General features: G+C 35.2%; 20 protein-coding genes. 5 read left to right on the forward strand and 15 right to left on the reverse strand.

Features of this window, described 5'->3' with window-relative positions; translation table 11 throughout:
• Positions 1 to 34: 34 nt before the first annotated feature.
• Complete coding sequence (locus tag BIW12_RS07755) at positions 35 to 460, forward strand: YMGG-like glycine zipper-containing protein (protein WP_071184597.1); 426 nt, start codon at positions 35 to 37, stop codon at positions 458 to 460.
• Between the two features lie 78 nt (positions 461 to 538).
• Here the strand turns inward: BIW12_RS07755 and rpoN are convergent, their stop codons facing one another.
• From rpoN to BIW12_RS07785, 6 genes are all read right to left on the reverse strand, one after another.
• Positions 539 to 1,999: an RNA polymerase factor sigma-54 gene (gene rpoN, locus BIW12_RS07760; protein ID WP_071184598.1), complete on the reverse strand. Its 1,461-nt coding sequence runs from the start codon at positions 1,997 to 1,999 to the stop codon at positions 539 to 541.
• Between the two features lie 205 nt (positions 2,000 to 2,204).
• Positions 2,205 to 3,638: an asparagine--tRNA ligase gene (asnS, locus tag BIW12_RS07765; protein ID WP_071184599.1), complete on the reverse strand. Its 1,434-nt coding sequence runs from the start codon at positions 3,636 to 3,638 to the stop codon at positions 2,205 to 2,207.
• 764 nt (positions 3,639 to 4,402) lie between these two features.
• Positions 4,403 to 7,015: an MGH1-like glycoside hydrolase domain-containing protein gene (locus BIW12_RS07770; RefSeq protein ID WP_071184600.1), complete on the reverse strand. Its 2,613-nt coding sequence runs from the start codon at positions 7,013 to 7,015 to the stop codon at positions 4,403 to 4,405.
• A gap of 216 nt (positions 7,016 to 7,231) precedes the next feature.
• Complete coding sequence (locus BIW12_RS07775) at positions 7,232 to 8,353, reverse strand: MORN repeat-containing protein (protein WP_071184601.1); 1,122 nt, start codon at positions 8,351 to 8,353, stop codon at positions 7,232 to 7,234.
• Positions 8,354 to 8,490: 137 nt separating this feature from the next.
• Positions 8,491 to 9,324: a mechanosensitive ion channel family protein gene (locus BIW12_RS07780; RefSeq protein WP_181161641.1), complete on the reverse strand. Its 834-nt coding sequence runs from the start codon at positions 9,322 to 9,324 to the stop codon at positions 8,491 to 8,493.
• A gap of 16 nt (positions 9,325 to 9,340) precedes the next feature.
• Entirely contained in the window at positions 9,341 to 11,764 is a 2,424-nt protein-coding gene (locus tag BIW12_RS07785) for an efflux RND transporter permease subunit (RefSeq protein WP_071184602.1), read from the reverse strand.
• A gap of 178 nt (positions 11,765 to 11,942) precedes the next feature.
• On the opposite strand from BIW12_RS07785, the gene BIW12_RS07790 reads away from it, so the two are divergent.
• The 4 genes from BIW12_RS07790 to BIW12_RS07805 all read left to right on the forward strand — a co-directional run bounded on the left by BIW12_RS07790 (position 11,943) and on the right by BIW12_RS07805 (position 16,119).
• Complete coding sequence (locus BIW12_RS07790) at positions 11,943 to 12,272, forward strand: DMT family transporter (protein ID WP_071184603.1); 330 nt, start codon at positions 11,943 to 11,945, stop codon at positions 12,270 to 12,272.
• Between the two features lie 21 nt (positions 12,273 to 12,293).
• The gene (locus BIW12_RS07795; protein WP_071184604.1) at positions 12,294 to 13,055 is read left to right on the forward strand and encodes a sensor histidine kinase; all 762 of its coding nucleotides are present in this window, start codon (positions 12,294 to 12,296) and stop codon (positions 13,053 to 13,055) included.
• Positions 13,018 to 13,737, forward strand: coding sequence for a LytR/AlgR family response regulator transcription factor (locus tag BIW12_RS07800; RefSeq protein ID WP_071184605.1), 720 nt, complete (start codon positions 13,018 to 13,020; stop codon positions 13,735 to 13,737). The genes BIW12_RS07795 and BIW12_RS07800 overlap by 38 nt, the downstream gene beginning before the upstream one ends.
• Before the next feature lie 111 nt (positions 13,738 to 13,848).
• Positions 13,849 to 16,119: a cation:proton antiporter gene (locus BIW12_RS07805; RefSeq protein ID WP_071184606.1), complete on the forward strand. Its 2,271-nt coding sequence runs from the start codon at positions 13,849 to 13,851 to the stop codon at positions 16,117 to 16,119.
• Positions 16,120 to 16,751: 632 nt separating this feature from the next.
• Here the strand turns inward: BIW12_RS07805 and BIW12_RS07810 are convergent.
• The 9 genes from BIW12_RS07810 to BIW12_RS07850 form a co-directional block, all read right to left on the reverse strand.
• Positions 16,752 to 19,247, reverse strand: a complete 2,496-nt coding sequence (locus BIW12_RS07810) for a DUF5686 family protein (protein WP_071184607.1) — start codon at positions 19,245 to 19,247, stop codon at positions 16,752 to 16,754.
• A gap of 115 nt (positions 19,248 to 19,362) precedes the next feature.
• On the reverse strand, positions 19,363 to 19,926 hold the full coding sequence (gene frr / locus BIW12_RS07815) for a ribosome recycling factor (RefSeq protein ID WP_071184608.1): 564 nt from the start codon (positions 19,924 to 19,926) through the stop codon (positions 19,363 to 19,365).
• 114 nt (positions 19,927 to 20,040) lie between these two features.
• Positions 20,041 to 20,748, reverse strand: coding sequence for a UMP kinase (pyrH, locus tag BIW12_RS07820; protein ID WP_071184609.1), 708 nt, complete (start codon positions 20,746 to 20,748; stop codon positions 20,041 to 20,043).
• A 61-nt stretch (positions 20,749 to 20,809) separates the two neighbouring features.
• Positions 20,810 to 21,595 (reverse strand): patatin-like phospholipase family protein, encoded by a 786-nt coding sequence (locus BIW12_RS07825; RefSeq protein ID WP_071184610.1) that lies wholly within the window; start codon positions 21,593 to 21,595, stop codon positions 20,810 to 20,812.
• Between the two features lie 204 nt (positions 21,596 to 21,799).
• Positions 21,800 to 22,219 (reverse strand): hypothetical protein, encoded by a 420-nt coding sequence (locus tag BIW12_RS07830; RefSeq protein ID WP_071184611.1) that lies wholly within the window; start codon positions 22,217 to 22,219, stop codon positions 21,800 to 21,802.
• A 478-nt stretch (positions 22,220 to 22,697) separates the two neighbouring features.
• Entirely contained in the window at positions 22,698 to 23,399 is a 702-nt protein-coding gene (truB, locus tag BIW12_RS07835; RefSeq protein WP_071184612.1) for a tRNA pseudouridine(55) synthase TruB, read from the reverse strand.
• Positions 23,399 to 24,184: an undecaprenyl-diphosphate phosphatase gene (locus BIW12_RS07840; protein WP_071184613.1), complete on the reverse strand. Its 786-nt coding sequence runs from the start codon at positions 24,182 to 24,184 to the stop codon at positions 23,399 to 23,401. Before BIW12_RS07840 ends, truB begins: the two co-directional genes overlap by 1 nt.
• Before the next feature lie 103 nt (positions 24,185 to 24,287).
• A complete protein-coding gene (locus BIW12_RS07845; RefSeq protein WP_071184614.1) occupies positions 24,288 to 24,524 on the reverse strand; it encodes a DUF3098 domain-containing protein in 237 nt (78 codons plus the stop codon).
• A gap of 73 nt (positions 24,525 to 24,597) precedes the next feature.
• Entirely contained in the window at positions 24,598 to 25,473 is an 876-nt protein-coding gene (locus tag BIW12_RS07850; RefSeq protein WP_071184615.1) for a cell division protein FtsX, read from the reverse strand.
• Between the last annotated feature and the right edge of the window lie 47 nt (positions 25,474 to 25,520).

Raw genomic sequence — 25,520 nt, forward strand, 5'->3', positions numbered from 1 at the left:
CTTTGTTTAGTATTAATATTTAAAATCTTAGGTCATGAAATATATGTATGTATTAGTAGCTTCTTTAATGATTATTTCTTGTAAAAAAGCGGATAAAGAAGGCGTAATGAACGATAATCAGGCAACTATCGATTCAATCAAACAAGCGAGTATTGATTCTATGAAAATGGAAATAGTAAAACAAAAGGCTATTGATTCCATGAAAATAGAAATGGAAAAACAGCAAGCAGCTAAAGAGAAAGAAGTAGTGGTTGTTAACCAAACTACTCAGGCGGCTCCGGCTCCGGAGAAGAAAAAATGGAGTAGTACTGCTAAAGGTGCTGTTATTGGTGCCGGAGTAGGTGCGGCAACAGGAGCAATTATCAGTAAGAAAAAAGGCGAAGGTGCCATTATTGGTGGTTTGGCTGGTGCTGGTGTTGGTGCGGGTACTGGAGCTATTATTGACAGTAAGAAAGAATAATAGATTGTTTTTTATATAGAAAAAGGCTGTTTCATGAATTTGAAACAGCCTTTCTTATTTTCGAAATAAATTAAAATGTTATATCTTTTTTCGCATTCTTGCTACCGGAATATCGAGTTGTTCGCGGTATTTGGCAATAGTTCTTCGGGCAATAGGATAGCCTTTTTCTTTTAATAATTCGGCTAGTTGGTCGTCAGGAAGTGGTTTTTTCTTGTCTTCTTCTTCAATAATATTCTGAAGTATTTTTTTAATTTCCAAAGTTGAAACATCTTCACCCTGGTCGTTTTTCATTGCTTCCGAGAAAAATTCCTTAATCAGTTTTGTACCATAAGGCGTTTCTACATATTTGCTGTTGGCCACACGGGAAACTGTAGAAATGTCAAGTCCTACAATGTCGGCAATGTCTTTTAGAATCATTGGTTTTAACTTGGTTTCGTCACCATCAAAGAAATATTCTTCCTGATAGTGCATGATGGCGTTCATGGTTACAAACAATGTTTCCTGGCGTTGTTTGATAGCATCGATGAACCATTTGGCCGAATCTAGTTTTTGTTTGATAAACTGAACGGCTTCTTTTTGAGAATTCGATTTGTCTCTTGAAGCCTTGTAGGTTTGCATCATTTCCTGATAATCCTTAGAAACGTGTAACGAAGGTGCATTTCGACCGTTTAAGGTTAGTTCGAGTTCATTATCAATAATTCGAATGGCAAAATCCGGAACCACATTTTCAGTGATTTTATTGTTTCCTGTAAAACCGCCTCCCGGTTTTGGATTCAGTTTTTCAATTTCGTAAATCGCTTTTTTCAATTGCTCATTCGAAACGTTGTATTTCTGGATGAGTTTGTCGTAATGTTTTTTGGTAAAAGCATCAAATTGATTTTCGATAATGTCTGCAGCTAATTCAACCGAATCTGTAGGTGTTTTGTGTTTTAGTTGCAATAATAGACATTCCTGTAAATCGCGAGCGCCCACACCTGAAGGTTCTAATTGGTGAATGACCTGCAACATACGTTCTACCATGTATTCATCGGTGTAAATTCCCTGAGTAAATGCCATATCATCTACCATATCGGGAATGCTTCTGCGGATGTAACCCATGTCATCAATACTGCCCACCAAAAATTCGGCAATCTCTCTTTCGTGATCGTCGAGAATAAAAGTATTTAATTGATTGATTAAATCCTGATGAAAACTGATAGGTGCCGCTAGTGGCGATTCGCGCGATTCATCGTCGTCACTGTAATTATTAGCCTGGGTTTTATAATCAGGAGTGTCGTCGTCACTTAGATATTCGTCAATATTGATGTCGTCGGCATCAATGCTCTCAGAGTCATCGTAATCGTCATAATCATCGTTTTCAAATTCGTCTTTTTCGTATTCCTCTTCGTCTTTTCCAGTTTCTAAAGCTGGATTTTCATTCATTTCTTCTAAAAGACGTTGTTCAAAGGCTTGCGTAGGCAATTGAATTAACTTCATCAGCTGAATTTGCTGTGGAGATAATTTCTGTGATAATTTTAAATTTAAGAATTGCTTTAGCATATTTCTAGTTGTGGGTTATGAGTTATGGGTTATGAGTTGGGATTTGCTGCCTAACTCATTACTTCTAACCTTTAACTTCTAATTTCTAATTTTTTTAAATTAAGAGTTCGCTTTTGATGCATAACTCATAAATGTTTATTTTTTGAAGTTATGGTTCGAGGTTTTGTTAAACTTCTAACCTCCAGCTTCTAACTTCTAACTTTTTTTAAAATTCTGCACTTCCCGGTGTTCTAGGAAACGGAATAACATCACGAATATTGGTCATCCCTGTCACAAAAAGTACTAATCTTTCAAATCCAAGTCCGAAACCTGAGTGAACGGCACTACCGAATCTTCTGGTATCTAAATACCATGATAGTTCTTTTTCGTCAATTCCTAAGGCTGCCATTTTTTCAACCAAAACATCAAAACGTTCTTCTCTTTGTGAGCCTCCTACAATTTCTCCAATTCCCGGGAAAAGGATATCCATCGCACGAACGGTTTTTCCGTCTTCGTTCAAACGCATGTAAAACGCTTTAATATTTGCTGGGTAATCAAATAAAATTACCGGACATTTAAAGTGTTTTTCTACTAAGTAACGCTCGTGTTCCGATTGTAAATCGGCGCCCCATTCGTTGATGATATAGCTGAATTTTTTCTTTTTATTTGGAGTGGATTCTCTTAAAATATCAATAGCTTCGGTATAAGAAATGCGTTTGAAATTGTTTTCTAAGACAAAATTCAACTTTTCCAACAAAGTCATTTCGCTTCTTTCCGCCTGTGGTTTTGATTTTTCTTCTTCTAAAAGTCGTCCTTCTAAAAACTTCAAATCATCTCCACAATTATCCAAAGCATATTTGATTACATATTGAATGAAATCTTCAGCCAAATCCATATTGGCATCCAAATCATTGAAAGCCACTTCCGGTTCAATCATCCAGAATTCGGCCAAATGGCGGGAAGTATTGGAATTTTCGGCTCTGAACGTTGGCCCAAAAGTATAAATCTGTCCCAAAGCCATCGCAAAAGTTTCGCCCTCCAGCTGTCCTGAAACCGTTAAGTTGGTATGTTTTCCAAAAAAATCTTTTTTATAATCGATAGTTCCTTCTTCATTTTTTGGCAAATTTTCCAATGGCAACGAAGTTACCTGAAACATTTCTCCAGCTCCTTCGGCATCAGCTCCAGTAATAATTGGCGTATTGACGTACACAAAACCTTTTTGTTGAAAATAGTTATGTACCGCAAATGACAATACTGAACGGATTCGCATAATAGCACCAAAAGCATTGGTTCTTACACGCAAATGCGCGTTTTCGCGCAGGAATTCCAACGAGTGTTTTTTGGGTTGCATTGGGAATTTCTCCGGGTCTGAGTCTCCTAAGATTTCTAACTTCGCTACCTTAATTTCATATTTTTGACCGGCACCTTTGCTCTCTACCAAATTTCCAGTTACCGAAACCGCAGCTCCGGTAGTAATTCTTTTTAGAGTTTCGTCAGGAGTATTCTCAAAATCGACTACACATTGTATGTTGTTGATGGTCGAGCCATCATTCAAAGCAATAAATTGGTTGTTTCTAAAAGTTCGCACCCAACCTTTTGCATTTACTTCCTGAAGCGTCGTGGTACTATTTAGTAAGTCTTTAACTTTTGTATGCCTCATTTTATGTATAGAGTTGATTTTAAAATTCGCTCTTGTTCGTATTGCAAATATAAAGGATTTGTTTGGAAATGCCATTGCCACTAACAAAGCAATCGGGAGCTGTTATTGCTGATTTTTGTAGCAATTTCCCGCACACGAGGCTGAAAGCCGAATTGGCGAAGCAATCCATTTCAATCTTAATGTTTTTGGCAACAAAAACATTAAGGATTTCCATTGCTACCTGCCTGTCGGCAGACAGGTCGGGGCTAGGGTGTAGTGGAATTATCGTTTATCATCAAAAAAGAGCATTGGGGTGAGCTATTTCACAAAGATGCCCAAAGGAAATACAAAGAATCACGAGGTTTTTAATCGGTTAATTAAAAGAATTATGTGTCGTCCCTACGGGACTTTCTAATGCGTATCAACAATTTCCCCCGAAATAAATTTCGGGGCTACAAAATGTGTCGTTCCTATGGAGCTATAAACATACCGTTCCTACGGAACTTTTCGGTGTAAATTGGGTATAGAAATACAATTCATTTTATAGAAGCATGTCAAAGAGCCGTAGGCTCGGTATATTTTGTAGGGATGGATTTTAATCCATCCACAATTGACGATAATTTGTTTGAGTGCCGTAGGTACGGAACATTTAATTTGCAATGCGAAAGTTTGTAAAGTATAGTAACCCTAAGCTTGTCAATTCTTTTTAAAGTCATTTAGTTTGCATATAAAATCCCGCCTCGTTCCTAAAAACGAGACGGGATTTTATAATTTGTAAAAATATTTTATTCGTCTAATTCCAAAATCAAATTAGCAATAAGCGCTGTCCAACCTGTTTGATGAGAAGCACCGAGTCCTTTACCGCTATCACCATCAAAAAATTCATAGAAGAAGTGTTCGTTTCTAAAATGCTCGTCTTTTGTAAAAAGCTTTTCATGGTCATCGGCATGGTATTGAAATTTGCCTTCGTCGTTTCTTTCGAAGAGTTTTATCAATCGCTTGCTCAGTTCGTTTGCAATTTCTTTTAAGTTCAATTTGTTTCCGGAACCTGTTGGGAATTCGTAGATGTAAGTTGGACCATAGAAAGTATAATATTTACGCAACGATTGAATAATCATATAATTTAATGGCATCCAGATAGGGCCTCGCCAGTTCGAATTTCCGCCAAACATAGCCGAACGGCTTTCACCGGGCTCATACTGAATTTGGTGCGAACCATTAAATACAAATGGATGGTCTTTGTGGAACTTAGAAAGCGAACGAATTCCAAACTCGGATAAAAACTCATTTTCATCCAGCAAGCGTTTTAATAGATTTTCTAATCTAAAACCACGCATAATCGAGAATAGAAAATTCCCTTCCTCGTTGGCTTTTTCTAGATTAGAAATTAACGACGCCAGGTCTGGACGTGTTCTTATAATCTCGTTGGCGCGTCTTCTAAAGTCTTGTAATTGGTCAAATAAATCTTTATGCATGATTTCGACAGCAAACATTGGGATAACACCCACTAAAGAGCGAACTCTTAAACGATCCGTTTTTCCGTTTGACATTTCGACAACATCATAGTAGAAATTGTCTTCGTCGTCCCAAAGCGAAATGTCTTTTTTTCCGATATGGTGCATCGCCCACGCAATATTCAAAAAGTGTCTGAAAAACTTAGCAGATACTTCTTCGTAGATTTTGTTGGTTTTTGCTAGCTCGAGCGACATGCGAAGCATATTTAACGAGAACATAGCCATCCAACTCGTCGCATCGGCCTGTTGCATTTTCTTAATTCCTTCCGGCATGTGATTGCGGTCGAAAACCCCAATGTTATCCAATCCTAAAAATCCACCTTCAAATAAGTCGGTTCCGCTGGTATCTTTTTGGTTTACCCACCAAGTGAAATTAATAAGTAGTTTTTGGAATGCTTTTTCCAGAAATGGGGTATCGGCTTTGCCAGTGCGAACTTTGTCTTTTTCGTAAACATGCCAAACTGCCCAGGAATGAACCGGAGGATTCACATCGCTAAAATTCCATTCGTAAGCCGGAATTTGACCATTAGGGTGCATATAACTTTCCTGTAAAACTAACAGCAGCTGCTGTTTAGCAAAACAAGGATCGATTTCTACAAACGATGCCATGTGAAATGCTAAATCCCAAGCGGCATACCAAGGATATTCCCATTTGTCGGGCATAGAAATAACGTGACGGTTGTTAAGATGTTGCCAGCTAAAATTACGCGGATTGCTTCTGTTTGCCGGTGTTTCCTCGGTACCACCAAATAGCCATTTGTGGATATTAAAATAATAAAATTGCTTGGTCCATAACAAACCTGAAAAAGCACTTTTTGCAATCGCTCGGTGTGCTTCGGGGATTTTTTCATTTATGGTTTCGTTATAAAAAGCTTCACATTCCTGTTTCTTTTGGTCAAATAGATTTTCAAAATCGGCCCAGGGATTTTCTAAGGCAACGTTACTTAAGCGAAGATTAATACTTTTTTCTTCACCTGCTTTTAAATCTAGTTTGTACCAAATAGCTGCTTTAGTCCCAATTTTGTTAGGGTTCACAGAAGATTCTCCGTTTACAACATGATTGTTAATTCCGTCTTTAACGTACTCATATTCGTTATCAAACTTATAAATGCGTTCGTTATTGGTTTCGTTTTCACAAAATAGCTGTTCGCCATGTTCATGATAGAAATAATAGTCTCCGTTTCTGCTGCTTTTAGAAAGTATCGCATTATTAGAAACCGACTCCATATTAGGTCTCGGATGTCTGTTGTTGTGTTTCCAGAAATTGCGAAACCAAAGATGAGGTAACACATGTATGCTGGCATCATTCGTACCTCTATTGACCACGGTAACTTTCATCAGGATATCATCTATACCGGCTTTAGCATATTCGATATAACAATCAAAATAAGCATTGTCTTTAAAGGCATTGCTATCCAGTAGTTCAAATTCGGTTTCTTCCCTACTTTTCCTATTGTTGTTGACTAAATCGCTGTAAGGAAATTCATTTTGTGGATACTTATAAAGGTATTTGTTGTACGTGTGCGTAGGCGTGGAAAGTTGATGAAAGTAGAGTTCTTTTACGTCTTCGCCATGATTCCCCTGATTGTTGGTAAGACCAAACAAACGTTCTTTTAAAATAGGATCCTTGCCATTCCAAAAGGCAGGAGCCAGACATAAAATCTCACGGGAATCACAAAAACCTCCTATTCCTTCTTCTCCCCATCGGTAGGCGTTGCTACGCGCTTTGTCGTGATCGATAAATTCCCAGGCTTCTCCGTGCTCGCTGTAATCTTCGCGAACAGTTCCCCATTGCCTTTCGGCTAAATAAGGGCCCCATTTTTTCCAATTTTTGTAATTATTAGGAACGGCTAGTCTTTCTGTTTCCGAATTGGTATGCCCCATATTGTTTGTGTGCTAGTTAGTGGTATTTAAATGCTAAGACCTGTTTTTAAAAACTCATTTTCAATGTAATTTTCTATACGGTCATTAGTAAAAATAAGATTTTTTTCCACAACTGCCCATTCGATGAAGAAGTATTGTCTAATTGTTGGTATTGTTAAGAATCTTTTTGTTTTTCGAAAAAAAATAAGCGATTTTTTTGATGAAGTAGTACTCGTTTTATTCTATTAGAAGACCGTCTTTATAGCTGGATTTTTTTGTTCCATTGCTATTGTAAAGAATTCCGTTAAATTCTTTGCTAACTTTCCATTCGCCAACAAATTTTTCTCCATTGGCATAAATCATGGTTCCTTGGCCTTGATGTTTGTTTTTTTCAAAATGACCTGTATAGGTGTCTCCATTAGGCCAAGTGTAAGTGCCTTGTCCTGCTCGATAGCCTTCTTTCCACTCTCCGGAATATTTTTCTTTGTTTTCGTATGAAATTGTTCCTTGTCCGTACATTTGGTCATCTTTAAATTCCCCAATGTATTTTTGTTTCGTATCAATGTAAGTTCCTTTGCCGTTAAGCTTTCCGTCCTTCCAATCACCAGTATAACTGAAGTCTATTATAGTATTTCTAAGTGTACCTTTTCCATCAAATTTGCCTTCTTTCCATTGACCAGTATATTTCCGGCCATCTTTATAAGTTTCTATTCCTTGACCATTTGGTTTTCCATCTTTAAATGCACCTGTATAAACAGCTCCATTTGGGTATTTTCTAGTTCCTTGACCATTTGGTTTTCCATCTTTAAAATCGCCTGTATAAACATCTCCATTTTGGTTTATTCGAGTTCCTTTACCGTTATATTTTGTACCGGTATACATAGAGTTTTTAATAAAAATAACAAATCCTAAGTCATTACCTATACCAGAACTCCATTTGCCAGCATATTTAGTGCCATTTGATGTGTAAAAAACACCTTGTCCGTAGAATTTACTGTCTTTCCATTCGCCAACATATTTGTTGCCAATATTATAAATTATTGAGCCTTGCCCGAAAAACTGGCCATCTTTAAAATTGCCAATATATTTATATCCATTTTTAACTTCATAAGTTCCATAACCTTCTAGTCTATTGTTTTTCCAGTTGCCTTCTGCAATACCGCCACGTAAATTTGCTTTGCCTTTTCCATTGGCTTCACTTTTCCCATTTACTATGGTTGTTTCTCCTTTGTAATAACCGCAGTTTGTTGGAAAAGGACAAATTAAGATGGAGTCTTTTCCAGTTGTAGTGATTGTTGTGCTTTGGGCATTGCAAATAATACTAACTAATAAAAAAAGGAAGATTAAGTTTTTGGTCATTTGGAATTGGTTTTATAATAATCAATTTCAAATATATCAATTTTATTTTGTTTGTAAGAAAAAACTATTTTATATAAAAAACTCCCCGTCTTCAAAAGAGGGGAGTTTTGGTATTTTGAAAAAAAATAGGTTCTTTTTTATTTCTTATTAATTGGAGCATCCGTTTGAGGAAAAGGAATATGAAGGTCGTAATTAGGGAATTTGGTATATACTTTTTCATTCATGTCAAAAAATACATTCCAATAATCCGGACTATTTACCCATACTCTTACCGTAAAATTAACAGAGTTGCTTGCAAGTGCCAAAAGTCCTACAAAAGGCTCAGGATTTTTTAAAATTCTCGAATCCTCAGCAATAAAATCATTCAGCGCTTTTTTGAAATTTTCAACATCATCGCCATAGGAAATTCCGAATGTCCAGTCCACTCTTCGTGTTGTCTCAAAAGAATAATTGGTCAATGCTCCTGTTGAAAGTGGTCCGTTAGGGATAATAACTAATTTTTTATCGGCAGTATTGAGTAGGGTTGAAAAAATAGTAATTTCTTTTACAGTTCCTACAAAACCCTGTGCTTCGATGGTATCACCTATTTTAAAAGGTTTCAGGATTAAAATAATTACACCTCCGGCAAAATTTTGAAGTGTTCCTGATAGTGCCATACCCACGGCCAGACCTGCAGCTCCCAGGATAGCTACAAACGAAGTCATTTGGATGCCAATCATGCCCATTACGGTGATGGCGACTAAAACCTTTAGGGTGATGTTAGTTAAACTTCTTAAAAATGGAATCAGAGATTGATCAATCTTTGATTTTTCTAATGATCTTCCAACTGCTTTGGTAACTATTTTGGTAAACCATAAACCAATTACCAGAACGATCATTCCGCCAACTAATTTTGGTGCGTATTCAAAACCAAAATCGATTGATTTTTCGATGTACTTATTTACTAGTGTAACTTGTTGATCTATTAACATTTTAATTGTTTTTCCTTTATAATAATTTAGTTTTTTTCAAAGCATCGATTTCTTCATCACTATGTTCGATGATGTCAATTTTTGGTTCGATAAATTCCTGTTCGTTTGCCAATGTTTTGTTTAAGGTTAATACCAAAGCAGGTAATAACATTAAATTAGACAGCATTCCGAATAATAAAGTCAATGAAATCAATCCGCCAAGGGCGATGGTTCCACCAAAACTGGAGAGCATAAATACCGAAAATCCAAAGAATAATACGATAGAAGTATAGAACATACTCAAACCGGCATCGTTAAAAGTTGCATAAACTGATTTGCGAATTTTCCAGTTGTTTTTCTTTAATTCTTCACGGTATTGTGCCAGGAATCGAACAGTATCATCTACCGAAAGTCCAAACGCAATCCCGAATACCAATATTGTGGATGGTTTTAACGGAATGTCTAAAAAGCCCATAAGTCCTGCGGTTAACAATAATGGTAATAAATTTGGAATGATGGAAACCAAAATCATTTTGAACGAACGGAACATAAATCCGATTAAAAGTGCCGTTAAGAAAAAGGCAAAAACCAGTGACGAAAGCAAGTTATCCAGTAAGTAACCCGTTCCTTTTTGGAAAACCAATGCTTTTCCGGTAATGCTTACATTGTAGCGATCCGGTGGGAATATTTTGTCGGCTTGTTTTCTGATTTCAGCTTCCACTTTTGGTATTGCTCCTCCGTTGTCATCCCTCATAAAAGTGGTAATTCGGGCAAATTGTCCTGTCGAATCCACATAGCTTTTCATTAGGTTTTCTTTGGAATTCTTAGTGGCATTTTTAGCATAGGACAAAATGAATCCTTGTTCCTGAGAAGTAGGTAATTCATAATATTCCGGGTTTCCGTTATAGTAAGCCTGTTTGGAATATTTTACTAAATTGACAATAGAGATAGGTTTAGACAGTTCAGGGATTTCATCAATAGCCTGTTCTAATTCGTCCATTCGTTTTAGCGTAGAGAGTTTCATTACGCCTTTTTTACGTTTGGTGTCAATCATAATTTCCAGTGGCATTACACCATCAAATTCATTTTCGAAGAAAACAATATCCTGGAAAAAGGCTTCTTTTTTAGGCATGTCTTCAATCAAACTTCCCGAAATACGCATTTTGTAAATTCCGATGATGCTAATAACAAGTAATAAAATGGCAACAACATAGATAGAAAAGCGATTGGTTTTTACGTTGCGCAGAATCCAATCCATGAATCTTTTTACCGAACCTCTGTCTAAGTGTTCGATGTGACGGTCTATTGGTGCCGGGATGTAACTATGGAAAATAGGAATTACTATGATACACAGGAAAAACAACGCCATAATGTTGATGGAAGTTACATTTCCAAACTCGATAAGCAATTTGTTATTTGAAGAAATAAAGGTGAAAAAACCAATAGCAGTGGTAACGTTTGTCATCAAAGTTGCCATACCAATTTTGGTGGTTACTCTTTGTAAAGCTTTGACTTTATTGCGGTGAACCTTGTATTCCTGATGGTATTTATTAGTCAGGAAAATGCAATTTGGAATCCCAATAACAATAATCAACGAAGGAACCAGAGCTGTTAAAACCGTGATTTCGTAATTAAATAATCCTAAAAATCCAAAGGACCACATAACACCAATAATCACAATAATGATGGAGATTAAAGTGGCTCTGAAACTTCTAAAAAAGAAGAAAAACAGTAAAGAGGTTACTAATAATGAAGCTCCAATAAAAATACTGATTTCGTCAGTAATTGTCTGGGCATTCAGGGTTCGGATGTAAGGCATTCCCGAAACACGCAAATCGATATTGGTTTCTTTTTCGAATTTTTCAACCGCAGGGATTAATTTTTCTAAGATATAGTCTTTGCGCTCCTTAGTGTTTACAATTTTCTTGTCCATGTAAACGGCAGAGCGAATACTTCCGGATTTCTTGTTGAACAACAATCCTTCGTAAAATGGCATGTTATTAAAAAGATCCTTTTGGATGTTTTTTAAATAAGCTTCGTCAACGGTTTTACTTTGGTCAACAAAAGGAATTAATTCAAATTTTTGAAGGGAATCGTTTTTTTGTAATTTTTTCAGGTCATTAATCGAAATTACCAGATCAATAGCTTTGTCTTTTTTTAGACTATTCATCAAGGTGTTCCAGGCTTTAAAAGCTTTTGGAGTAAAGAAAGTGTTGTCTTTTACCCCAATGATAACCAGATTTCCTTCTTCGCCAAATTTATCTAAGAACGCATTGTATTCAACATTAGCAATGTTATCGCTGGGTAACATATTGGCCTCTGTAAAAGTAAAATGGATGTTTTTCCATTGCATCGACAAGAAAATTGTTGCAGCAACAATAATCGATAGCATTAAAATTTTATTTCGGAGGACAACACGGGCAATTAACTCCCAGAATCCTAAACTAAACCACTTAATCATAATGAATATTTAACGGGCGCAAATGTAGTGAATAATGCTCGGAATCATAAATAATACACTAGCTTTCACCGTATGTTAACAAAAATTTACCATTGAAGATGTGCGAATTCTTTAAGGTTTTTATAATTCCTATGGTAGCTTTTCCCATATTTGTATTTTATTTAAAAATGGAACAAAAATGAATTGGATTTTGCTGGTAATTGCAGGATTGTTTGAAGTAGCATTTGCTTCCTGTCTTGGAAAAGCTAAAGAAACAACGGGAATAATTTCGACCTATTGGATGATTGGTTTTTTTGTTTGTCTATCAGTAAGTATGTTTTTGCTGTACAAGGTTACTCAGGTTTTACCCATTGGGACAGCTTATGCGGTTTGGACTGGAATTGGAGCTGTAGGAACTGTTTTAGTAGGCATTTTTGTTTTTAAAGAACCGGCCGGTTTTTGGAGGTTATTTTTTTTAATGACACTTATTTCGTCTATCATCGGTTTAAAATTTGTGTCGAGTCATTAATCAATTGACAACTTCAATAGTATGCAGGAAACGAATAATCTGGGTTATATTTTGGGTCTCATCATTTTGCTTTTAATAGCGATTATTGGTTTTGTATTGTATCATTTACTGCAAGCCAAAAAAGAAAAAAGAGAGCTTGAAAATAATTTTTATGTACTCGAAAGGAAAGTCAATGATTTGCAATTGGAAACTTTAGAGTCAAAACTAAATCCGCATCTTTTTAAGAATATCCTCAATTCGATTCAATCCCATGCCTATCAAACTTATTTTGCGTTAGATAAATTAGCCAATGTGCTGGATTATATTTTGTATGAAAGCAAGAAAAAATTTGTTACTCCAAAAGAAGAAATTGATTTTGCACTGAATTTAATCGAAATCAACAAAATTAAAATCAGTCCGCTTTTTGAATTAAAGATAAAAACGCATATCGATAAGGAAGATAAATTGTATGAAGAGCCTTTACTGGCACCGTTAATTTCGATTGATTTGATTGAGAATGCTTTTAAACACGCCGATTTGCAAAGCCCTGATGCTTTTATTTCGGTTATTTTTGAGTTTAAAAACAATGCTTTTGCAATGACGGTTTCGAATAAAATTTCGGACAAAAAGGTGTTGAAAAAAGAAAGAAGCGGTATAGGAAATGCCACTTTAGAACAACGTTTACGCATTATTTATAAAAATAATTTTAAGCTCGATAAGTTTGTAGAAAACGATATCTATATTGCTCATTTAAAGATTAATTTGCTTGAATACAAAACTGAAATGTTTACTGCTGGACGATGAGTTGCCGGGATTAACGTATTTGAAAATGCTTTGCGAACAAATTCCCGAAGTAGAAATCGTAAAGACGTTTAATAATCCTGAAAAACTGTTGGCCGAAATTCCAAATCTCGATTTTGATTTGTTAATATCAGATATCGAAATGCCCGGAATTGACGGCTTGCATTTGGCAACTTTGCTAAAAGAAAAATTAGTTGTTTTTTGTACAGCATACAAAGCCTATGCTGCTGATGCTTTTACTATTGATGCCGTTGATTATATTACCAAGCCGGTAAAATTAGAGCGTTTGCAAAAAGCAATTACTAAGGCTACAGAACGTTTTGGAAGCACTGCAAATACTAAGAAATTCATCCATCTCAATACTGATAAAGGAAAGAGTCTGTTGTATTTTAACCAAGTTTTGTATATCAAAACCGCTTTGGGCGATAGCCGTGACAAAACGGTACTTTTAACCGATGGCAGTTTTTTGAATTTAAAAAATGTAAAGTTCGATTCGCTTTTGGATGAATTGCCCGAAGCTGATTTTTGTCGTATTAACAAGAAAGAAATAGTGTCCTTAAAGGCGATAAAGTTTTTCAATCATAACGAAATTGTGCTACATCATTTAGATGCTAATGCTAAGAATACTACGCTAATACTGAGTGAAACCTATCGGGCTGATTTTTTGAAAAAGATAAAAATCTAACTTATTACAAATTTTTTCCTGTTTATTACATAGATTAAAAATTAGCCTTAAAATTCTTTTTGTACTTAAAAATCACTTCTGATATTTGCCAATAAATTTTAAAAATGGCGTATGGCTAATATTAAGAATTCTTTGTTTTACGTTTCTGTTATAGGTGGTTTTACAGCTTTAATATATTGGCTGCTTTCTATAGGGCCTTCGCTTGAAGTAGGTCGTGGAATTGTTCATAAACGCATAGAAAGCAATCACTGGAATGATTTTATACATTCGATGGTTGAAAACTTGCAGCATCCTTTGGCTATTTTATTGGCTCAAATTGTGACTATTATTTTGGTAGCACGCTTGTTTGGCTGGCTTTTTAGAAAGATAGGACAACCATCAGTAATAGGCGAAATGATTGCCGGAATTTTTCTGGGACCATCGGTAGTTGGAATGTACTTTCCGGAATTCTCCGCTGCCTTATTTCCTGTGGCATCTTTAGGGAATTTGCAGTTTTTGAGTCAGATAGGTTTAATATTTTTCATGTTTGTTATTGGGATGGAATTAGACCTGAAAGTGCTTAAGAATAAAGCCAGTGATGCGGTTGTGATTAGTCACGCCAGTATTGTTATTCCGTTTGCTTTAGGATTGACTTTGGCTTTTTTTATTTATCCTATTTTTGCACCCATGGGAGTTGAGTTTTCCTCTTTCGGATTGTTTATGGGAATTGCCATGAGTATCACAGCATTTCCGGTCCTGGCCCGAATTGTTCAGGAACGTGAAATGCAAAAAACCAAATTAGGAACTATTGTTATCACCTGTGCCGCTGCCGATGATATTACGGCCTGGTGTATTCTGGCTGTAGTAATTGCTATTGTTAAAGCAGGTTCATTTACCAGTGCATTATATGTAATTGGTTTGGCTGTTTTGTATGTAATTGTAATGCTTAAGATAGTTCGTCCATTTCTAAAACGTGTAGGCGATTTGAATTCCACTCCCGAAAGTTTGAATAAACCTGTGGTGGCTATTTTCTTTTTAACTCTTTTATTCTCTTCTTATGCTTCTGAATTAATAGGGATTCATGCGTTATTTGGAGCTTTTTTGGCTGGAGCTATTATGCCTGAAAACAGTAAATTTAGAAATATTTTTATCGAAAAAGTAGAAGACGTTTCTATTATTGTTTTATTGCCTTTGTTTTTTGTTTTTACAGGTTTGCGTACCCAAATAGGCTTGTTAAACGATCCTTATTTATGGAAAATCACAGCTTTAATTATTGCTGTTGCTGTGGTTGGAAAATTTTTCGGAAGTGCCCTTGCGGCTAAATTTATGGGGCAAAGCTGGAAAGATAGTCTGGCTATTGGTGCTTTAATGAACACCCGTGGGTTAATGGAGCTGGTCGTTTTGAATATTGGTTATGATTTAGGGGTTTTGTCAACTGAGATTTTTACAATGATGGTCATCATGGCATTAGTAACCACTTTTATGACCGGACCGGCTTTAGATTTTATCAATCTTATTTTTAAAGATAAGGCTACAGTAGTTCCTGAGGAAATAGCCAATAAAAGTAAGTACAAAATTTTATTCTCTTTCTCTACTCCCCAAAAAGGTAAAAAACTATTAAAAATTGCCAATAGTTTGGTTAAAAAACAAGCCGATAGTTCGATTGTTGCTGCAATGCACTGTTCTTTAAGTACCGAAATACATTCGTTTGATGTAAAAGATCATGAGCGAAATATGTTAGCACCCGTAATTAAAGAATCGCAGTTGTTAAATCAGGAAGTGGTAAGTGTTTTTAAGGTGACTAACGATATTGTAACGGATATAATTGATACCGCTAATCAGGGTGAATATGACTTGTTGTTAGTGGGTTTAGGTCAGTCTATTTTTGATGAAACCCTGTTGGGAAAAATTTTAGGTTTTACTACTCAAATTGTCAATCCGGATCGATTGATAGATAAGTTTACAGGAAAAGAAGGCTTGTTTGAAAATTCCCCTTTTGACGAAAAAACCCGTCATATTATTGCTAAAAGCAAAATGCCTGTCGGAATTTTTATTGATAAGGATTTAGACGAAATCGATCAGGTTTTTATGCCGATTTTCAGCAAAGAAGATGCTTTCTTAATTGAGTATGCCAAAAAATTAATCAATAATAATGGTTCTCAGATTACGATTTTGGATGCTGTAGGCGAGATTAAAAAGACCCGTGATATTGAGGAATCGATTCGCTCTATTGAGCAAATTGCTCCTAATCATATTATGATTATGAATGATAAAATTATTAGAAAAGAGTTTCTGCAAAGTCAGAACTTAATGATTATAAGTTTGGAAAGTTGGAAGCATATTATTGATGCGGATACCAATTGGCTGGTAGATGTTTCCTCAGTTTTGATTATAAAACCGTAAAAAGGATTTTAGATTTTTGATTAACGATTTTTGATTAACGATTTTTGATTTCAGACGTATAAGTCCTTAAAAGTTATATGCTAATATAAAAATCTGAATTCAAAAATTGTTGATTGGTATTTAATAGTCCGCATAGCGGACGATTGATATTGTAACAACGGATTTTGATCTCTTTAGGTTTAATTCCTCGAAGCTCTGCTTCGTTTTTTACCGTAGATTGGCAGATTATAATATGAAAATCTGCGAATCTGCGGTTGTTTTTTTAATACCTCGTGGGCTCTGCCCCGAGGCAGTTTATTCCGTTAAAAAAAATAGTATAGTAAAAAAGTTCCGTAGGAACGATTCATTTATACCATCTAATCAATGACTAAAGCTGTGTTTGAAATGAATTGTTCCTACGGAACTTTTTTATGTGTTATCATCTGTTCTCAACGGATTAATCCCGAATGCTTTCGGGACGTTGTTACAATATTATACGAGCCTATGGCTCTTTTAGTTAATTGCGTTATCTCAGTTTTGATTACAAAACTTTAATGATGATTTCAGATTTTGTGTTAGTGTATAAAAATCTGAAATGCTTCGCCAGTTCGCTATCGCTCGGGTCAAAAATTGTTAATCTGCATTCTAAAATTCTAAAACCCTAAATTCAAAACATAACTTAGTTTGATGGCGATATTGTCTTCAAATTTTGCTAGTTGATTAGGGCCGTAACGGAAAAAAGTAGTCAATCCCAATCCATTAAAAATTTGATTGAGTTCAATTCCTGATTCAAAGTATCCTCTGTTCAGGGTTTTGAAATTAAGTCCCAGGTGTTCTTCGGGATTGTCTAAATCGCCCCAGGCCATTCGGGAAACTAAAACTAACGAAGGTTTTACTTTTTTGAATAATGTAACTCTGTTAAAAGCGTGTTTAATTTGAAATAAGCTGTACTTATTTGAGAAAAATTCGTTAAAAAACATGGTTTCAAAACTGTTTTTTCCGCCAAAGGTAATTCTTTGAATAATTGTTTCTTTAGTGATATTGTTAGGAGAGGTATTGTACAAATGCGTTAGCGGTACATCGCCCAAGGCATATCCGGCCTGAAAGAGTAAGCTGGTTTTTTGACCGTTCAAATATTTCTTTTCATATTCAGTTTTAAAGTCAAATTTGCTAAAATCAAAGTCATTGTTTAATACTCTTCCTAAGGATTGGGTGTATTGAAAACTGAATTTTGGAAAGCGTTTTTCAATCTCAATTTGTCCTGTTGGCGTTTGCATAAAATCGCTAAACGGACTCCATTGGAGTGAAACCATAGCGGTTGTCATGGTGTAATGAGTATATAATTGATTTTTTGGATTAAAAGCATAATTGAATTTGGGTTGGATTTCGGCCTGTGCAATTTCCCAAATGCTTTCTGTTTTTGGAATTAGTTTGGATTCAAAATAGCTTTTCCAACTAATATAATTGTAAAAAGTGCTGATATTGATAGGTCTGGGGTCATAGATTTTATAAGGTTTCTTTTCGATTGAAAAAGAAGTACTCGCAATTTCCCGAATATCGTCGGTGTATGAAAAACCAAGCCAGGAATTAGCTTGTTGGTTAATTTTTGCTGCAGCACCTATGCTGCCTTTAAAAATACCGTCTTTTGTCCCATAGGCATAATAACCTTCAACTCTGAAATTTTTAGATAAACGTTCGTTAGTAACTCCGCCTAATCCCAAACGGAAACCTTCGTAGTTGTTGTAGCTGAAAATTTTTCGTAAATCCAGATCGAAAAAACCAATTGGCAAATAGCCGTTGATGATTTTCTTTCCAAAAAACAGCCTATTGGCAAATTTTTTCTTAATTGCAATACTGTCAAGTTCGCTATAGGTTTTTTTAAAGCGAATATCAATGCTGTCCTTTCGATACTGTTCCCAAAAAGATTCGTCTTTGTCAAAAGCATTTTTGTTAATTTCGACAGTAAAATAAGGGTTTTCAATAGGAGTATTTTTGTTTTTTTGGATGTCAAAAATATGGTTTTCCGAGCGCAGATAAATATAATCCGAAGGCTGTTTTTTTCGGGACTTGAAATCTTGTTCGATATCGCCGTCAAACTGAATGGTACCTCCGAAAATATTGATGTCGTCGTCATTGTGGCCTTTGATGATTTGAAAGGTTTTATGAACAGGAAACCAGATATTTTCTTCGGGTAAGTATTCGAATTCATGTGTTCCGCTAATGTTGAGTAAGCCTCTTATACGCATAATGGCTTTAGAAACGGCAAAATTGTTTTGGTCAATATATAAAACCCCTTCAAGACCTTTGGCTTTGCTTTTCTTTTTGTTCTTAAAGTAAATCATATAGGAACTCCTGCCATTAATGGCTACGGTATCCAGTAATTTGTAGTTGTATTCTTTGACGGCATCGTCAGCTATCGGGCTGTTATATTTGGTTTCAAAGAGTTCGTATTTCGGGTCGTAGATAGAAAAAGATTGGAGGTTGAAAGCAATTATTTCGTACAACGGCTGTTTTAATCCGGCCATTTTTGTGCCTAAAATAGTTTCTTTTAGTTGGTTGTTGCTAAACTGATGTTGGGATACTTTTTCGGTCTGGAATAAGTGACGTTTGCTAACCGTATTTTTAAATTTGTAATTTGTAGAATCGATTTTGTATAAGGCTCCTTGTTTGTATTTTCTAACAAAGACAGAATCTATTTGTCCTGAAATAGAATCCGGATTGGCGGAAACAATTAATTTATTGTAGTTTTTAAATGCAAAATTAGAAAGTCTTTTTTGAGGATCATTATTGTTTTTTAATACAATGGTTTTTTTGATGATGCTTAATGCTGTATTTTCATTGCTGATGATAATTTCGTTAAGACGATCCGTTTTTGGAGTTAATTTCAAATTAAAAAACAACTTGTTTTTTTGAACTTCAACTTTTATTTTGTTGTAACCAATGTAAGAAACAGTGAAGGAAACAATGGTAGTTTTTGAGTTGATTTCAAATTTCCCATCTACATCGCTAATGCTGTTAATGCCATTGTTTGTGCTTATTGTAGCAAATGGTAATGTTTTGTTAGAACCGGATTCTTTTACAATTCCGCTAATATGAAATTGTGCCTGAAGCGAAATCGAGAACAAGAATAACAATAGAAAATGCTTCATGGTTGCTGTTTGAATCAAAAACGTGGATAAACGTGTTTTGGTATGGCAAAAGTAAGAATAAAAAAACCGCCTTATTATTTTTAACAAGACGGATTTTAAATGAGTTTTTCGAAAGTTATACTTTCATTATTTCGGCTTCTTTAGCAGCAAGAAGTTCGTCAATTTTTTTGATATAAGTATTGGTAAGATTTTGAACTTCTTCTTCGGCACTTTTACAAATGTCTTCTGATGTTCCTTCTTTCTCTAATTTTTTGATATCAGTATTGGCTTCTTTTCGAGCATTTCGGATACCAATTTTTGCGTCTTCAGCTTCAGCTTTAGCTTGTTTTGCCAGTTCACGACGACGGTCTTCTGTCAAAGGCGGAACACTAATGATAATGATATCGCCATTGTTCATTGGGTTGAACCCAAGATTAGCAATCATAATGGCTTTTTCAATAGTTTGCAGCATATTTTTTTCAAAAGGCTGCAATGTAATGGTTCTGGCATCCGGAGTGCTGATTTTAGCAACCTGATTAAGAGCTGTTGACGAACCATAATAATCTACAAAAACACTTCCTAGCATAGCAGGAGATGCTTTTCCGGCACGAATATTTAGAAATTCTTTTTCAAGGTGTCCTATAGAACCTTCCATTGATTCTTCGGTACTTTCTAATATAAAATCTATTTCTTCAGTCATTTCTTTAATGTTTATAGTTTGTTGTTTATAGCTTGTTGTTGTTTTATTGTTCTAATTCAGATGTTGTCTTTTGGAATGTTACTGGACTATAAACAATAAACTCAAAACCATAAACTATATATTAACTACAGTTCCAATATTTTCCCCATCGCAGATTTTTTCCAGATTTCCGCTTTGGTTCATGTCAAAAATAAGTATCGGTAATTTGTTTTCCTGGCTTAATGTAAAAGCAGTTGTGTCCATTACATTTAATCCTTTTTTGATGACATCATCAAACGAAATATAGTCAAATTTTACTGCCGAAGCATTTTTTTCAGGATCTGAATCATATACACCATCTACGCGGGTTCCTTTCAGGATTACGTCGGCATTGATTTCAATTCCACGTAAAACAGCAGCTGTATCAGTAGTAAAATAAGGATTTCCTGTTCCGGCACCAAAGATTACAATTCGACCTTTTTCTAAGTGACGATCGGCTCTTCTTTTGATATAAGGTTCAGCAATAGACTCCATTTTTAAGGCAGTTTGCAAACGCGTTTTCATGCCTTTGTCCTCAAGAGCACCTTGCAAAGCCATTCCGTTAATAACGGTAGCAAGCATTCCCATATAATCTCCTTGCACTCTGTCCATTCCGCTGCTGGCTCCGGCAACTCCTCTAAAGATGTTTCCTCCACCTATTACGATGGCGATTTCTACTCCTTTGGCGTGAACTTTTTTGATTTCTTCAGCATATTCAGCTAATCTTACAGGATCTATTCCATATTGACGATCTCCCATTAAAGCTTCACCGCTTAATTTTAGAAGAATTCTTTTGTATTTCATGTCTTTGTTGCGTTGATTGGTGCAAATATAGGGATATTCTTTTTTTCTGAAATAGGGCAACTTAAATTTTATAGATTTTGTTTTCGTAACTGTATTTTGCCGCCTGATAACCTAAATTGAATATAGTGTCCATCTTGACTTTATTAGTTTCAAAGGTGCTGTAGATGCTGAGTTCTTTAGGTTGAATCATCCAGTCGCAATGATTAAACTTTGTGATATTAGAGTTTTCCGAAAGAATATCAAAAGCTCTGGTGGTTACAGCTCTGATAGAACTTAAATCCTTAGCGGTAATCATATTAATAGGGCTTACATAAACGCCAATAATCATATCAGAGCTGTCTCTTAATAAATCGGTAGGGAAGTGGTTTAAAATACCGCCATCACTATAATGATTGCCGTTAATTTCATAAGGCGAAATAATCCCGGGAAAGGAAGACGAAGAGATAAGGGCATCGACAATTTTAGTTTCAGGTTCAAATATTTTTAATTGTCCTTTGATCATGTCGGTGGCAGTGATTTGTGTTGGAATATTCAAATCAGCCAGAGTTGCATCTTCAAAAACCACCCGGAAATATTCACGAAATGCTTCAGAGTCAATCAAACCTGCCTTAGTAAAGGTTATGTGTTTCCAGTGAAATAAATAAATTGATTTGAAGAATTCTAAGATTTCTTCAGGTGTTTTTCCCCAGGCATACATGGCACCAACGATAGAACCGGCACTGGTTCCCGCAATTTGATTAGGGCGAATGTTTTTTTCTTCTAAAAATTTGATAGCACCCGCATGGGCCAAACCCTTTGTTCCGCCACCCGAAAGCGCTAAGCCAATTGATTTTGAATTTAAGTTCATCTTTTGCAATTTTGATAAAAATACACTTTTTGGTGGTTTTATAGGGATGAAATTAAAATTTTTGAGCATAGTTAGTATAATCTTAAATTGATGGTATGGTTTAAGATTATCGTTTTAAATATGTTTTTCTTTAAATACAAAATTCCGCAAAGTCAAAAGACAATGCGGAATTATTTTTACAAAAAAACCTTTAGAGAATTAAAATTATTTTTCTCCTAATACTTTAAGTAGTCTTACCCAATGTAGTTGCTTCGTACTGTCTGGTCTAGGAAAACTAAGAACGATTACGGTACGATCTATATGTTCTATTTTGTAAGTGATATGGCCCCAAACAAAAGTAGAGTCATTTTTAACTGACCATTTTTGAGGACGAATTATAACATCACCAGCCATTCCTTCAAGTAAAGTATAACCTTCTTTTGTACTAAATTTATACCTGTGAGAATATCCATCTTTATGAAATTGAAAATTTATACTACCACATGATAAATCATATTGTTTGGTACTGCTATATTGCCAATATTGATTTTTAGGAGTAATAAAAATATCCTCTAATGTGCTCTTTTTAGTACATGAAGATAAAGCAAGTACTATAACCATAATTAATAAATTAATTGTTTTCATAAATATAATTTACGTTAATGGGGTCTGGACGATCCTCAACTTTTATTTTTAATTTTAATTGACCTAAAAAAATATTGTCAATATTCAGGCACTTCAATATATATTATTCCTGTATGTTTGGTATTGAATTGATTGATTCTAAAAAACAAACCTTGTTGACAAATTGTGTCAACAAGGTTGTTAGAATTTCTACTTCTGTTTACAATGCCACACGAAAGGATTCGTGCGGCAGCGGGTGTAAGTAACCTGAACAGCTTCAATTTGAGCATAAGTGTTAAAGCCAAAACACAAAAGAAACAATAAAGTAAGTTTCCGGATAATCATATTTTAATGGTTTTGTTATTAGTCTTCGTTTAAAATGGTTAAAACAAATCTAATAAAAAACAGGAGTCAAAAAAATATTTTTGTAGTATTTTTCTCAACAAAAAAAGCCATGAATTGAATCATAGCTTTCTATATTTTGTTGTAAAATCAATATTTATTCAGAATCCAATCCCAAAGACTCTTCAAACAGCGTAACACCAATAGCGTTTTTCACGTCATAATCACCAATTTTTGTTCGACGTAATGCCGTCAAGTGTGAACCTGAATTCATGGCTTTTCCAAAATCATAAGCCAAAGAACGGATGTAAGTTCCTTTGCTGCAAACTACTCTGAAATCGATTTCAGGCAGTGCAATTCGGGTGATTTCAAATTCGAGAATGGTCGTTTTTCTGCTTGCAATTTCTACCTCTTCTCCGGCACGAGCGTGTTCGTACAAGCGTTTACCATCTTTTTTTATTGCAGAAAAAATTGGTGGTTTTTGATCAATTTCGCCCAAAAAATGTTTCACTGTTTCGTAAATTAAGGCTTCATTAATATGTTCCGTTGGAAAAGTTTCGTCAATTTCGGTTTCTAAATCATAGGATGGAGTAGTGGCTCCAATATAAAAAGTACCGGTGTATTCTTTGGCTTGACCCTGAAGTTCTGCTATTTTCTTAGTGAATTTTCCGGTGCAAATTAACAGCAATCCGGTTGCCAATGGATCGAGAGTTCCGGCATGACCAATTTTGAATTTTTTAGGTAATCCTACTTTGTTGATGAGTAGGTATTTTAATTTATTCACCGCCTGAAATGAGCTCCATTTCAAGGGTTTGTCTATCAGTAAAACCTGTCCTTCTAAATATTCTTCGGGCTTCATTAGATAATAGTCAATGGGTGAATAAAATAATGGATAATCAGCAGAATAATTCCGGCTGCAATGCGGTAATAACCAAAGATTTTGAATCCTTTTTTGCTTAGAAAACCAATGAATGATTTAATGGCTAACATGGCCACGATAAAAGCAACAATGTTCCCAATGATTAATATGTTAATTTGGTCTTCGGTCAATACATAACCGTCTTTGTAATAATCGTAGCATTTTTTTACTGTTGCACCTAACATAGTGGGTACCGCCAGGAAAAAAGAGAATTCGGCTGCTGAGGTTCTCGATAAGTTTTGAGACATTCCGCCTACAATAGAAGCGCCACTTCTGGAAACTCCAGGAATCATGGCAAGACATTGGAATAATCCGATTTTGAAAGCTCTTAAATAGCTGATTTCGGTTTCGGTTGAATGGCTAAACCAGTCATCTACTTTTAGCAGAATGATGCCACCCACTAATAACGAAATGGCTACCGTTAACGGATTTTCTAATAAAGCATCTATTTTTTTGCTGAAAAGCAAACCAAAAACTACCGCGGGAATAAAAGCGACCAATAATTTGAAATAAAAATCAAAAGACTGAAAAAAGCGTTTGAAGTAAAGTACCAAAACTGAAAGAATGGCTCCCAATTGGATTACTATAGTGAAAAGTTTGGTAAAATCATCTTGTGCAATTCCGTAAAAAGAAGAAGCAATAATCATGTGTCCTGTTGAAGAAACCGGAAGAAATTCGGTGATTCCTTCGATAATTGCCAAAACAATAGCCTGTAATGTATCCATTATTTAGTGTTCAGTGTTCAGTCCCGTCCCGATTATTCGGAATCAGGATTAGTATTCAGTTTATTAGATTTGCTTTTTGCTGCAAACTAATGCTGCTTACTGTTTACTGTTTTTTAGGGTTTTTTAAAATAGCATAAATTGTAATTCCAAAACCAATTAAAACCGTTGTAGGAGCTAAACGAATTCTTCTAAAGTTAAAAATAGCATCGCTATACACCTTAGGGTCATCACTACCGCCACCGGACATTAATATAAATCCAAGTGCAATTACTCCAATTCCGATTAATAGAATTTTATAATTGATTTTATCGAATAAGAATTCTTGTTTGTCGTCTTTCATAATGTCATTGCGAGGAACTACTTGTCCGCCGTGGCGGAAGCAATCTCTTCCTCATTATTAAGTTAGTTTATGACTAGTATAAATCGTCTGTTCTAAGGTTTAAGAAACGTTGTGTAGCAAAATGGGTGCTTAACCAGGTGATTAAAACTCCAAATCCAAAAACAGCAGCGAAAACCAGTAAAATCAGCACTTTATCATTTAGAATTCCTAAATCAGGGAAGTTAGTTTGTACATAAAATAAAAGTCCTATTAGAGCCAGAATTGCTAAAATAGCTCCCAGCATTCCCAGTTTTACACTTCGCATTACAAAAGGTTTTCTAATAAACGATTTTGTAGCACCTACCATTTGCATGGTTTTAATGATAAAACGATGCGAATATATAGACAAACGAAGCGAACTGTTAATTAATAATACAGCAATAAAAGTTAAAAATCCGCTGATGATTAAAATCCACATACTTACTTTTTTGATATTGTCGTTGACTAAATTCACTAATTGTTTATCGTAAACAATGTCTGAAATCATTGGGTTAGTGCGCAATTGACGTTCTATTTTGGCTACGCTGTCATTTTCTACATAAGCCGCTTTGATGTGAATGTCATAAGAATTTTGTAGCGGATTTTCGCCAAGGAAAGTCAGGAAATCTTCACCAATAATATCGGTGTGTTGTTTTGCAGCGGCATCTTTGCTGACATAAACAATCTTTTTTGCGTAAGCTGCTCTTTTTAATTCAGTGCCAAAATTTTTCAAAATTGTATCATTGGCTTCATTTTTAAAGAATACCGTCATGGCAATTTTTTCTTTAAAATTGTCAGCTAATCTTTTAGAATTGATAATAAAAAGTCCTAATGTTCCCAGTAAAAATAAAACTAAGGAAATACTTAAAACTACCGAAAAATAAGAGGAAATTAACCTGCGTTTTTGAAACTTATCAAATGAAGAACTCATAGTTTACTTTAATTTGCGGTAAAAATAATAAAGAATTTCTTTATTTG

Origin of the sequence: Flavobacterium commune (genome assembly GCF_001857965.1) — a bacterium.
GTDB lineage: Bacteria > Bacteroidota > Bacteroidia > Flavobacteriales > Flavobacteriaceae > Flavobacterium > Flavobacterium commune.

Excerpts from the sequence above, each read along its gene's own strand:
- BIW12_RS07755 (WP_071184597.1), top strand. The coding sequence starts at position 35 with ATGAAATATATGTATGTATTAGTAGCTTCTTTAATGATTATTTCTTGT.
- rpoN (WP_071184598.1), bottom strand. The coding sequence starts at position 1,999 with ATGCTAAAGCAATTCTTAAATTTAAAATTATCACAGAAATTATCTCCA.
- asnS (WP_071184599.1), bottom strand. The coding sequence starts at position 3,638 with ATGAGGCATACAAAAGTTAAAGACTTACTAAATAGTACCACGACGCTT.
- BIW12_RS07770 (WP_071184600.1), bottom strand. The coding sequence starts at position 7,015 with ATGGGGCATACCAATTCGGAAACAGAAAGACTAGCCGTTCCTAATAAT.
- BIW12_RS07775 (WP_071184601.1), bottom strand. The coding sequence starts at position 8,353 with ATGACCAAAAACTTAATCTTCCTTTTTTTATTAGTTAGTATTATTTGC.
- BIW12_RS07780 (WP_181161641.1), bottom strand. The coding sequence starts at position 9,324 with ATGTTAATAGATCAACAAGTTACACTAGTAAATAAGTACATCGAAAAA.
- BIW12_RS07785 (WP_071184602.1), bottom strand. The coding sequence starts at position 11,764 with ATGATTAAGTGGTTTAGTTTAGGATTCTGGGAGTTAATTGCCCGTGTT.
- BIW12_RS07790 (WP_071184603.1), top strand. The coding sequence starts at position 11,943 with ATGAATTGGATTTTGCTGGTAATTGCAGGATTGTTTGAAGTAGCATTT.
- BIW12_RS07795 (WP_071184604.1), top strand. The coding sequence starts at position 12,294 with ATGCAGGAAACGAATAATCTGGGTTATATTTTGGGTCTCATCATTTTG.
- BIW12_RS07805 (WP_071184606.1), top strand. The coding sequence starts at position 13,849 with ATGGCTAATATTAAGAATTCTTTGTTTTACGTTTCTGTTATAGGTGGT.
- BIW12_RS07810 (WP_071184607.1), bottom strand. The coding sequence starts at position 19,247 with ATGAAGCATTTTCTATTGTTATTCTTGTTCTCGATTTCGCTTCAGGCA.
- frr (WP_071184608.1), bottom strand. The coding sequence starts at position 19,926 with ATGACTGAAGAAATAGATTTTATATTAGAAAGTACCGAAGAATCAATG.
- pyrH (WP_071184609.1), bottom strand. The coding sequence starts at position 20,748 with ATGAAATACAAAAGAATTCTTCTAAAATTAAGCGGTGAAGCTTTAATG.
- BIW12_RS07825 (WP_071184610.1), bottom strand. The coding sequence starts at position 21,595 with ATGAACTTAAATTCAAAATCAATTGGCTTAGCGCTTTCGGGTGGCGGA.
- BIW12_RS07830 (WP_071184611.1), bottom strand. The coding sequence starts at position 22,219 with ATGAAAACAATTAATTTATTAATTATGGTTATAGTACTTGCTTTATCT.
- truB (WP_071184612.1), bottom strand. The coding sequence starts at position 23,399 with ATGAAGCCCGAAGAATATTTAGAAGGACAGGTTTTACTGATAGACAAA.
- BIW12_RS07840 (WP_071184613.1), bottom strand. The coding sequence starts at position 24,184 with ATGGATACATTACAGGCTATTGTTTTGGCAATTATCGAAGGAATCACC.
- BIW12_RS07845 (WP_071184614.1), bottom strand. The coding sequence starts at position 24,524 with ATGAAAGACGACAAACAAGAATTCTTATTCGATAAAATCAATTATAAA.
- BIW12_RS07850 (WP_071184615.1), bottom strand. The coding sequence starts at position 25,473 with ATGAGTTCTTCATTTGATAAGTTTCAAAAACGCAGGTTAATTTCCTCT.